The sequence below is a fragment of the Roseburia sp. AM59-24XD genome, assembly GCF_003478445.1.
In the GTDB taxonomy this organism is placed as follows: Bacteria; Bacillota; Clostridia; order Lachnospirales; family Lachnospiraceae; genus Jutongia.
The window spans coordinates 72,102-82,625 of record NZ_QUET01000018.1; the positions used below are offsets into that span (position 1 = coordinate 72,102).

The window sequence follows — 10,524 nt, forward strand, 5'->3', positions numbered from 1 at the left end:
AGAAAATGCTAATTTTATATTGGTAAATGGTATTATAATGGCAACATGCTTTCGAAAGTGCAACTGTTGATGGAATTATGAAAGGAGGTAATTACAATGTTTAATCTATTTCGAGTCAAGGGGAGAATTTTCGCACAGAGGTGCTGCAGAGTTTAACGTGGATCCGGGGGGATACCGGCGTTGAAGTGCCGGGGATATATTTTTAGATAAGATGATTGATCAGAATAATGATCTTTCTTTTCGTTCGCATTTATTCTAGGACTGTATTACATGTAAGACTCTGTATGAGAGAATAGAATTTTCAGGCATTTTAAGAGTTTTACAGGGATAATAGAGTTTCTTTTTATTTTTAGAGACATATACAGAAGTCGAATCCAATATTTTGTACACCAAAATAGAACGAATGTTCGTATGAAATGCTAAGAAAATACATTCTCTTTGTGATAGTATCAATCGTATAAAACGATTTATATAAGGCAGCTGCCTGCATGGGGACTGCCGGAACAGGAGAGATTAATGAGTGAAAAAGAGTGTAGGACCGGAGGGGAGACGGCTCACAGGATGGGAGTAGGCAGCAGCATGCGATACACCATACGCACGATTTGGAATGCGGATAAAGGGTGTATTCTTCTGTCCTTTTATAAGAACTGCACGGAAGAGGTATATATGTCCTTTTTCTTTATTTTGATGTTGCAGATGATTTATTCCTACATTGAAAATGGGAAGCCGTTCATGGGGCTGCTTCGTTTTGTGGCTCTGTTTTGTATGGGACATATCTGTATTCATCTGGCATCGGCATGGCATGCGTACTATATCCGCAAGAAGACACCGGGAGTATATGCGTACATATTCAATAAGGTGATTGACAAAGCTGTGCGCATTGAACTGACGAAGTATGAACAGCCGGATTTTTACGACAGGTTTGCGCGTGCACTCGATGAGTGTCTGACAAAGGCAATGGATGGTCTGAATGCACTGGCCTGGGCAACAGGCTGTGCCCTGTCTGCTGTGGCGGCAATGTTTCTGATCGCAAGGGTTGATCCGGTGATCCTGGTGTTTTCGCTGCCGTCGATCATTGCATCATTTATGTTCAGCTCGAGGATCAATACGCTTCAGTATGAGCTTCGAACACAGGAGACAAGGGACAAGCGCACCGCCGAGTATGTAAAGCGAGTGTTTTATGAGAAGAAATATGCAGGAGAGATAAGACTGTATGATATCCGAAAGGTATTGATGCGGGAGCATAAGGAAAGCTATGACAGCAGATATGAGCTTTATGTGACGATGTACCGCAGGATCCATATGCTCAGGCAGCTGCAGGAGCTGGTGATCTTTGTTCTGCCGATCCTTCTGGCATATATCTATGTCAGCGTCGTATTAAAGACGACAGGAGCGGCGAAGATTGGTCTGTATGTGGCAACACTGGGAAGTATTGATTATTTTGCATGGCGTGTCAAAACAGCGATCAGGAATTATATGGAGGCAGGCAGGAACTGTATGTATATGAATAATCTTCAGCAGTTTCTTGAGATGGATGAGGAAACTGTGGAGAGCGGAAAGCGCAAGGTGGATCAGCCGCTCGGTGACATTGTTTTTGATCATGTCAGTTTCCGGTATAACGGCAGCGACCATGAGACGATTCGCGATCTGAGTCTTCACATCCGCAAGGGAGAGAGGATTGCTCTTGTCGGAGAGAATGGTGCCGGCAAGACAACACTTGTAAAGCTTTTAATGGGACTTTATCCGATCAGCGGGGGAAAGCTCATGGTGGATGGCGTGGATATACGGGAATATGACAAGAGAGATTACCAGAGGCACTTTGGTGCCGTATTTCAGGATCTGCAGATATTTTCACTGCCGCTTTCCCATAATGTGCTGATGAAGGAACCGGAGAATGAGGAGGAGAGAGCGCTTGTCGTGGAAGCTCTTGAGAAAGCACAATTTGCAGACGTGCTTGAAAAGCTTCCGGACGGTATCGACAGTATGGTGACAAAGGAGTTTGATGATAAGGCTTTATCTGCTCAGGGGGACAGGCGCAGAAGATTGCGATCGCCCGTGTATTTGCCAAGAAGCCGGATATTGTGATCCTGGATGAACCGTCGAGTGCACTGGATCCGATCGCCGAGTTTAATATGTACAACAACATGCTGGAGGCTTCCGAGGGAAGGACGGTATTCTTTATTTCGCATCGTCTTTCCTCTGCGAGGATCGCAGACAGGATTTATTTCCTGGAGCACGGAAGGATTGTGGAGCAGGGCAGCCATGATGAACTGATGCAGCTTGACGGGAAATATGCAGAGATGTTTCGGCTGCAGGCAAGGAATTATAAGGACAGAGGGGAGGTATATGCATATGGATCATGAAACCAATGCGAAGAACGATAAGATATCTTTACGTCGATTGATCTCCAATGTCGCATATATTATGAAGTTTGCCGTAGAGATTGACCGGCGGGCAGTGATCACAGTGTTTATCGCATTTTTTGTCTGCTCTGTGACATATGCCGTATACAGTACGTTGTTTTTAAAGTATTTTATTCAGATCATGCAGCGTCAGGATGTGGATCTGGTGTGTTCCATTCTGTTTGTACTTTGCGGCGTTGCAATTCTTTTTATCAGCGCTGCCGTCGAGATTGGTGTTCAGAACTGGACGGATGTGCGCTTTCTGCGTGTCTCCGGTGATGTTCAGCGGAAGTTTATCCGGAAGGCAGCAGATATTGATCTGATCTGCTATGACAATAAGAAATATTTTGATGATTTTGTGATCGCAGCATCCCAGTCGGAAGAGATGTTGACGCTGGGAGTGATCTCGACCGGATATATCATTGGAAATGCGGCAGGAATATTGACGCTGGGAGCGCTTGTTCTTTCCGTCAATCCGGTGATCGCTGTGTTTCCGCTGGTGGGCTTTGTGGTGAATATCATTACGCGCTTCAAGATCACAGAGTATGAATATAACTATGAGATGGAATACAAGCGCATCATGCGAAAAGCGGATTATTCCAAACGAGTATTTTATCAGCCGGAATATGCCAAGGAGATCAAGCTGTCGGATATCCGAATTCCGCTGAAGCTTCAGTTTAATGAGGCAGTGGAGGAGGTGACCGGGAAGGCACATGAGATTGGTGTGAAGATTGCCCTGTTATCGCTGGTGAACTGGATCGCGACATTTACGGTTATGTCCGACTTTGCGATACCGGTTTATCTGGGATATCTTGCGCTTGTCCGCAAAAGCATTGCGCTGGGCGACGTTGCGGCGATGAATAATGCGGAGGAAGGAATCCGTAATAATCTGGATGGCATGAATTATGCACTCGTCCGCTTTCAGAAGGTGGGACAGTTTGCGGAACGTTTTCGGCGGTTTGTGGATTATGAGATACAGATTGAGAATAAACAGGGAATCTTTCCGATGCCGCAGGAACACCAGACGTTGGAAGTGAAGCATATGTCGTTTCGGTATGATGGTGCGGACAGAGACACGCTGCATGACATTTCACTGACGATCAAACCGGGCGAGAAGGTGGCATTTGTTGGTGAGAATGGTGCCGGCAAGACAACCCTCGTCAAGCTGCTGATGCATCTGTATGATGTGACGGATGGAAGCATTTGTTACGGCGGACACGATATACGTGAGTACGGCACCGGAGAATACAGAGAACGCATTGGTGCGGTTTTTCAGGATTACCAGATTTACGGTGCGACGCTGGCAGAGAATGTATTGATGGACGAAGTGGAGGTTGGTGACAGGGAGCGCATTCTTGAAGCTTTGAAGCAGGCTGATTTTGAAAAGAGGCTTTTACGTCTTCCGGATGGTCTGGATACCAATATGACAAGAGAGTTCAGAGAGGACGGCACAATGCTTTCCGGTGGTGAAGCACAGAAGGTGCGATCGCCAGGATGTTTGTACGGACGGGGAAGCAGTTTCTTGCGATTCTTGATGAGCCGTCTAGTGCGTTGGATCCACTGGCGGAATATCAATTAAATACCAATATGATGAAGAATGCCGGAGATGCTGCGGTGATCTTTATTTCTCACCGTTTATCCACAACAAGGGATGCGGATCGGATTTATATGTTTGAGAATGGAAGGATCATTGAACAGGGAAGTCATCAGGAATTGATGAGGCTTGGCGGGAAATATGCGGCGATGTTTGAAAAGCAGGCATATTATTATCAGGATGAGATTGCTGCATGCTGATGTCTGTTCTGATGCTATCATTATTTTGATACAGTACTTTTCCTGAATGAGACCGCTGCAGGCTGCTGCCCGTGCACTCAGGGAAATATATATGACAGATCTATGACAGCCGACATGGAGGTGAGACAGTATATGAGTAAGGAAGATGAAATATTTAAAAATGTTTTTTCCTATATAGAGACAATCTGACAGAGAAGCTGACCGTTGAGGAGATTGCAAAGCATGTCTACTTGTCTCCGACCTATCTGCAGTCTGTATTTAAGGAGAATTATGGCGTTCCTCTGGCGGAGTATGTCAGACGACAGAAGCTTCAAAAAGCCAGGGAACTGCTGTACAATACGCAGAAAAGGATCAGCGATATCGCATATGACTGTGGCTTTGAGCATGAATCGTCTTTTATCCGTTCCTTCAAACGGGAGTTTGGGATGACGCCGGGGGAGGCGAGAAGAAGGGCGCTGCAGGAACAGTGCAGTCTGAGAACGGACCGGAACGGTTTCAGTGACCGGACAACGCACGATACATAGTGGAATCCTCAGAAGGATATAAAAGGGCAAAACCGTTGTGTCCCTGCTTTTCGCTACATTAAGAGAATTTTTCGATATCATAAAACAGACAGGGCAGCTTGATGTGTAAGCTGCCCTGTCTGTCATTATATGAAATGAATAAGGTTTTACTTTTTGGATTTGCTGTCATTATAGATGGTAAAGCCGGAAGCGATGGTCTTGCTCCATTTACCGAAAGAGGAGGTGCCATTGGAACGTTTGCTGACGATTGCGTTATCGATCAGCAGTCCCTTGGAGGTTGCGTGAATACGCCATTTTGTTCCACATCCGTTGTATTTGCGGATGATTGGTTTTCCCTTCTTATTTGTGTAGCTGTCGCGGTGTTTCTTAAGCTCGCCCTTTTTATAAACGCCGAGCTCCACCAGACGGTTTGCAACCTGTGTCATGTTAGAGAACTCTCCGAAATAAAGAGCGACATGACCGCCGCCGCGACCGTAGGTCAGGACATCGCCGAGTTCAAGCTTCTTAAGGCTTGTCCCCTTGTTGTGACGTTTGATGGTTGTCGTTGTCTTGGAGGTTTTCCAGTCGTAGGTGTTCGTTTCCTCATTCAACGTACCGGAGGTGTAAGAAATCTTTACACGGTATGCGGACCAGTCGTAAGAGGTTGGAACACTTTTCTTTCCTTTATGAACACGGATGTTTTTACTGATGGTTTTGATGCCGGCAATAGAGCTTTCCTTGGAGGAAACCGTTTCTAAGGATTCCAGAGCCTTTTCTACATATGTATTACAAACGTACCGGTTTCTTCCGACACCATAGGATTTGCCGAGAAATCCCTTTGAAATTGACCGTTGATAACGATCTAAAGAAATCTGCTGTTTAAATGTGGTATTTGCGGCGTCTACAGAAGTAGAACAAAGCTGAGAAGCAAAAATACCAACGGATAAAGCTAATGTTACAAAAGTTCTTGCTAATTTATGTTTCATGATTAACTCCAAATATTACAAAAGTTTTACACTAAATGTTAACTACAGTTCATGATTATACAACAAATTGTGCAAAAACACAAGAAAAAATTACAGAAATGTTAAGAAAATGTCAAAGTGCATAAATGTAAAAAATACTTGCATTTCAAAAGATACTGTGCTAGTATATTTAGTGTACTAGTTGAGTTAATACAGATAGAACACAGTGGTGAACAGGGGGTGAAATTGTGATACAACTGAACTACCGTGATGCAAGACCGATTTATGAGCAGGTGAAGGACGGGTTCCGGCATCTTATCATACAGGGAGTTATGGAAAAGGATGAGAAGCTTCCTTCGGTGCGTGAGCTTGCAACATCCCTGACGATCAATCCGAATACAATTCAGAGGGCATACAGAGAACTGGAGCAGGAAGGGTATGTGTATACCATTCCTGGAAGGGGGAGCTTCGTGGCAGGTGTGCCGGAGATGGATGGCAGGCGAAAGAACGAATTATTGGATTCCTTTGATAAAACAGTGAAGGAACTATTGTTTCTGGGAATGAGCCCGGAGGAACTCGCAGAACGGATTCGTACAGCTTCAAAATGAAAGAATGGAGGGGATTAAAGTGATTCAGGGAAAGGATATATGTAAAAAGTTCGGGGACTTTCAGGCGCTCGATCGTGCAAGCTTTCATGTGCCGAAAGGAGCAGTTTACGGTCTGGTGGGGCCAAACGGAGCCGGAAAGTCTACGATACTGCGCCATGTGACGGGAATATTCCGGCAGGACAGCGGAGAGCTTCTTATTGATGGGGAGCCGGTTTTCGAGAATCCGGAAGCGAAGCGCAAGCTTACGTTTATACCGGATGATGTATTTTATTTCCGGCAGGCGAATCTGAAGGAAATGAAGAAGTATTATGAGGGGATTTATCCGACGTTTGATGCAGCGCTCTTTGACAAGCTCATGGACTGCTTTCCGGCAGTGGACCGGAAGCGCAACATACGCAGGATGTCAAAGGGAATGCAGAAGCAGGCGGCATTTTTGCTGGCGATCAGCTGTAAACCGGAGCTTATGGTGCTTGATGAGCCGGTGGACGGTCTTGATCCGGTAATGCGCCGTCAAATCTGGAACATACTGTTAAATGCAGTCAGTGAGGAGAATATGACCGTGCTTGTTTCTTCGCACAATCTGCGTGAGCTGGAGGATGTCTGTGACCATGTCGGTATCATGCATCATGGAAAGGTGATCTTAGAGCGTTCGTTAAGTGATCTGCAGGAAAGTGTGACTAAGCTGCAGCTGGCATTTGAGGGGGATGAGGTGCCGGATATCACGGGACGTTTTGAAGTGATGAATGATACACAGCTTGGTAAGGTACACACCATGATCGTGAAAGGAGATCAGAGAGAATTGGCGGATTATCTTGCAACCTTCCATCCGCTGGTTATGGATATGCTGCCGCTTTCGCTGGAGGAAATCTTTATTTATGAACTGGGAGGAGAGAATTATGAAGTCAAAGACATCATTATTTAATAAGACGATATTCCGGAAGGATATCACAAGATTCTGGCCGTTATGGGCACTTCAGCTTGTAGCAGGTCTTCTGGTACTCATTGCACCGATGATGTCTGAGCTTTCCTATATGAGCTCGATTCATGCCGGAACGGATGAGAAAATGTCTTTTATGGTGACACTGATTAAAAACAGCTGTCTTTCTCCGTATACGATGAGCGCCGGTATTGTTGTTGCTGTCTGCGTATTTTTGTATCTGACGAGAGAGCGGGACGCATATACGATCCATTCATTTCCGTTTACAAGAACGACTCTGTTTGTGAGTCATTATCTTGCAGGTCTGGTAATCCTGCTCGTACCGCCGGTTATCATTGAGCTTCTGCTTGCGCTGATCGCACAGTTTCATGGGTTGAATGTGATTTTTGTTGTAATGATCTTTCTGCTCGAGTGGCTGATCCAGACCTTCTTTTTCTACAGTCTGGCATGTGCTGTTGTCATGCTGACAGGCAATCCGTTTATGAGCCTTGTGATCTATGCTGTGTTGAATTTTCTGGCGGCAGGAGTGCATATGCTGTATTCGAGCCTGGCAGAGCTGTTTGTCTACGGCAATCAGGTCGGCAGTTACGGATATATGAACGGAGAAACCGTGAAGGTTCTGACACCGGTCTATAATTTTCTGAGGAATATATGCAATAATAATCCTGCAGTATACCGCATTCTGCAAGATGACACCAGGGTGATCAATTACAAAGAAATGCTTCAATTGGTTGGTTCCACGGCATATTACATTCTTCCGGCAATTCTGTTTGTTGTGGCTGCACTGATGCTTTACCGTGCGCGTAAGCTGGAATCGGCGGGGGATATGGTTGCATTTAACTGGGGAAGACCGGTCTTTCGTGTGGTATTTGTGTTCTGCACCAGCCTTTTGTTTGCGCTTGCGGTCTATGAGCTGTGCTTTGGCACTACAATCAGCAGTTATGCATATGGCAGGATCTTTCGAATCATCCTGGTGCTTGTGGGGGTTGGAACCGTATTGTTCTATCTGCTCAGCAATATGATCCTCGATAGGACCTTCTTTATATGGAGGAAAACATCTTACTGGCGGATGGCATTATTTGCTGTTCTGATGATGCTTGGTCTGGTTGGAGTCAGAGACGGACAGATAGGAACAAAAATTCCTGCAAGAAACAACATTACCGAAGTGGATGTCCGGATCCAGTTTGGAGACGAGGATTATTTTTATCAGAAAGCGTTTCTTTCATTGAAAGATGCTAAGGGGATTGATGAAATTTATAAGCAGAACAAGGCAATCCTGAAATATGGACGTAATCTGGATAACAACAGCGATGACGAGACGAGGGATACGATAGAGATTACATATCATTTCAAAGGGGGAAAACGAAAATGTATCTATCCGGTAGAGTCGGGAGAAGCCGTTGTAAATAAACTGGAAAAATATCTGGAAAACAGAGATGATATGTGTGAGATGATTTATGGAGAAAAGTATAAAGAGCACATTCAGAGAAAAATGTATGTGGAAGAGAGATATACGGATCCGATTGAAATTGATGAGGAAGGAAATGAGGAGGAACCTTGGGGATCAGGTGTACTTCATTGCTGGTCGTGGGATAAATCGAATAAAAAACAGCAGGAGATCCGTGATGCGTTGTATGAGGCTGTATGTAAAGATATTGAAGCCGGACGATGCGATACGCTTCATATGAAATCGGTCAACTGTTTTTATGTTGGTGTTGTCAATCAGGACAATGATACAGAGCAGGTGGTACAGATTACGGAAAAATGCAGCGAGACGCTGAAGGTGTTGGAAAAGCTTGGTCACGTCAACTATTATGAAGGACAATGGGAAATGTCCTCCGGTGTCGTCGGGGGAGAAGGAATCGACAAATAGCCGGTTAAGGGGAAATAAATTCAAGTGAAGACGTAGTCAGAAACAGGGAACTGTGTTACAATAGGACACAGTTCCCTGTCTGCGGTTTTGCCCTTGGGAGAAAAGAAAATGCCAAAACATAGTTAAAAACCAATGAGAATTGCGAAGCAATTCTTGGAGGGCAAAACGCTGGTTTTGCCCTTGGGAGAGGGAGGAAAGGTGAGGTGATTTGATGGCTACATTTCAGGTAGAATTAAAACGGGTTGTGGATGACAGCTATCCGATCGAGATCGGATTTGATCTGATGGATCAGCTTGTTGAGGATATGAAGAATGGCTTGTTAGGCGGCAGAAAAAAGCTCGCAGTGATCACGGACAGTGAAGTGGAGAAGCTTTATGCAGAGCCGATCGCGCGCAAGCTTGAAGATAATGGATTTATTGTGAATGTATTTACCTTCCGGCAGGGGAGAAGAGTAAGACGCGTCAGACAAAGGAAATCATAGAGGATGCGATGCTTGCGAAGGAGTATCGCAGAGACTGCGGGATCATCGCTGTGGGCGGAGGTGTTGTAACGGATCTTGCAGGCTTTATTGCAGGCACCTATGGAAGAGGTGTGCCGTTTGTCAATTATGCGACGACGCTGCTTGCGGCAGCAGATGCTTCTGTCGGCGGCAAGACAGCGGTTGATACGCCGCTTGCTACGAATCTGATCGGTCTGTTTAATCAGCCGCAGAAGGTATATCTGGATATTGCTACCTGGAAGACGCTGCCGGCAAGACAGCTTTCCAGCGGAATGGCAGAGACGATCAAGCATGCATGTCTGGCTGAGAAAGGCGTGTTCTTTGATTTCCTGGAGGAGAACATGGAGGGGCTTCTTGCACTGAATCCGGCACTCTGCGAACATATGGCAGAACAGAACTGCAGCATCAAATATCATGTTGTTATGAAGGATGAACGCGAGAGCGGTCTGAGAGAAGTCCTGAATCTGGGACACACAGTCGGACGTGCGATTGAGACGGTCAGTGATTACAGACTTCTTCACGGAGAGGCTGTTTCCATCGGACTGGTAGCACAGCTTCATCTGGCATGCCGTCTCGGATATGTGACAAAGGAGCAGGCGGATCGTGTGACTGCACTGCTTGAGAGAGCGGGACTGCCGGTTCAGATCCCGGATTATATTGACAGAGAGGCTCTCGTTCGCAAGCTGTACACCGACAAGAAGGTCAAGAACGGACAACTTCGTTTCGTGGTTCAGAAGGGGATCGGAGATATTGTGGAATTCGAGGGGGGCAGCTTTGCAACACCGGTAACGGAGGAGACCGCCCGCGAGATCATTATGGATTTATAATATAATAACTCAAACTGATATGTAATGACTTTTGTCAAGAGTAAATTCGAAAAAAATCAAAAAAAATTAATTATTCTGTTTTCTGAAGGCACCCAGAAAGAGCTTCGGAGTATCAG

The 10,524-nt window shown here is 45.5% G+C and carries 11 protein-coding genes; 10 read left to right on the forward strand and 1 reads right to left on the reverse strand.

What is annotated here, in order from left to right; genetic code table 11:
• The first annotated feature begins 561 nt into the window (after positions 1-561).
• From DXA20_RS17180 to DXA20_RS10050, 5 genes are all read left to right on the forward strand, one after another.
• Complete coding sequence (locus DXA20_RS17180; protein ID WP_158577202.1) at positions 562-2,085, forward strand: ATP-binding cassette domain-containing protein; 1,524 nt, start codon at positions 562-564, stop codon at positions 2,083-2,085.
• Positions 2,049-2,363: a hypothetical protein gene (locus DXA20_RS10040; protein WP_279222368.1), complete on the forward strand. Its 315-nt coding sequence runs from the start codon at positions 2,049-2,051 to the stop codon at positions 2,361-2,363. Before DXA20_RS17180 ends, DXA20_RS10040 begins: the two co-directional genes overlap by 37 nt.
• Complete coding sequence (locus DXA20_RS10045) at positions 2,353-3,981, forward strand: ATP-binding cassette domain-containing protein (protein ID WP_243100614.1); 1,629 nt, start codon at positions 2,353-2,355, stop codon at positions 3,979-3,981. Before DXA20_RS10040 ends, DXA20_RS10045 begins: the two co-directional genes overlap by 11 nt.
• Entirely contained in the window at positions 3,897-4,196 is a 300-nt protein-coding gene (locus DXA20_RS16805) for a hypothetical protein (RefSeq protein ID WP_243100615.1), read from the forward strand. Before DXA20_RS10045 ends, DXA20_RS16805 begins: the two co-directional genes overlap by 85 nt.
• 185 nt (positions 4,197-4,381) lie before the next feature.
• Entirely contained in the window at positions 4,382-4,720 is a 339-nt protein-coding gene (locus DXA20_RS10050) for a helix-turn-helix transcriptional regulator (protein WP_118560509.1), read from the forward strand.
• Positions 4,721-4,866: 146 nt separating this feature from the next.
• Here the strand turns inward: DXA20_RS10050 and DXA20_RS10055 are convergent, their stop codons facing one another.
• A complete protein-coding gene (locus DXA20_RS10055) occupies positions 4,867-5,685 on the reverse strand; it encodes a hypothetical protein (protein WP_118560511.1) in 819 nt (272 codons plus the stop codon).
• A 227-nt stretch (positions 5,686-5,912) separates the two neighbouring features.
• Here DXA20_RS10055 and DXA20_RS10060 point away from each other — a divergent pair, with 227 nt between their 5' ends.
• The 5 genes from DXA20_RS10060 to DXA20_RS10075 all read left to right on the forward strand — a co-directional run bounded on the left by DXA20_RS10060 (position 5,913) and on the right by DXA20_RS10075 (position 10,408).
• Positions 5,913-6,272 (forward strand): GntR family transcriptional regulator, encoded by a 360-nt coding sequence (locus tag DXA20_RS10060; RefSeq protein WP_022306458.1) that lies wholly within the window; start codon positions 5,913-5,915, stop codon positions 6,270-6,272.
• A gap of 19 nt (positions 6,273-6,291) precedes the next feature.
• Positions 6,292-7,194: an ABC transporter ATP-binding protein gene (locus DXA20_RS10065; protein ID WP_022306459.1), complete on the forward strand. Its 903-nt coding sequence runs from the start codon at positions 6,292-6,294 to the stop codon at positions 7,192-7,194.
• A complete protein-coding gene (locus DXA20_RS10070; RefSeq protein ID WP_118560524.1) occupies positions 7,169-9,082 on the forward strand; it encodes a hypothetical protein in 1,914 nt (637 codons plus the stop codon). Before DXA20_RS10065 ends, DXA20_RS10070 begins: the two co-directional genes overlap by 26 nt.
• 211 nt (positions 9,083-9,293) lie before the next feature.
• Positions 9,294-9,563: a hypothetical protein gene (locus tag DXA20_RS17820; RefSeq protein WP_330420758.1), complete on the forward strand. Its 270-nt coding sequence runs from the start codon at positions 9,294-9,296 to the stop codon at positions 9,561-9,563.
• A complete protein-coding gene (locus DXA20_RS10075) occupies positions 9,560-10,408 on the forward strand; it encodes a 3-dehydroquinate synthase family protein (RefSeq protein WP_330420761.1) in 849 nt (282 codons plus the stop codon). Before DXA20_RS17820 ends, DXA20_RS10075 begins: the two co-directional genes overlap by 4 nt.
• Positions 10,409-10,524: the final 116 nt, after the last annotated feature.

Excerpts from the sequence above, each read along its gene's own strand:
- DXA20_RS17180 (WP_158577202.1), top strand. The coding sequence starts at position 562 with ATGGGAGTAGGCAGCAGCATGCGATACACCATACGCACGATTTGGAAT.
- DXA20_RS10045 (WP_243100614.1), top strand. The coding sequence starts at position 2,353 with ATGGATCATGAAACCAATGCGAAGAACGATAAGATATCTTTACGTCGA.
- DXA20_RS16805 (WP_243100615.1), top strand. The coding sequence starts at position 3,897 with ATGTTTGTACGGACGGGGAAGCAGTTTCTTGCGATTCTTGATGAGCCG.
- DXA20_RS10055 (WP_118560511.1), bottom strand. The coding sequence starts at position 5,685 with ATGAAACATAAATTAGCAAGAACTTTTGTAACATTAGCTTTATCCGTT.
- DXA20_RS10070 (WP_118560524.1), top strand. The coding sequence starts at position 7,169 with ATGAAGTCAAAGACATCATTATTTAATAAGACGATATTCCGGAAGGAT.
- DXA20_RS17820 (WP_330420758.1), top strand. The coding sequence starts at position 9,294 with ATGGCTACATTTCAGGTAGAATTAAAACGGGTTGTGGATGACAGCTAT.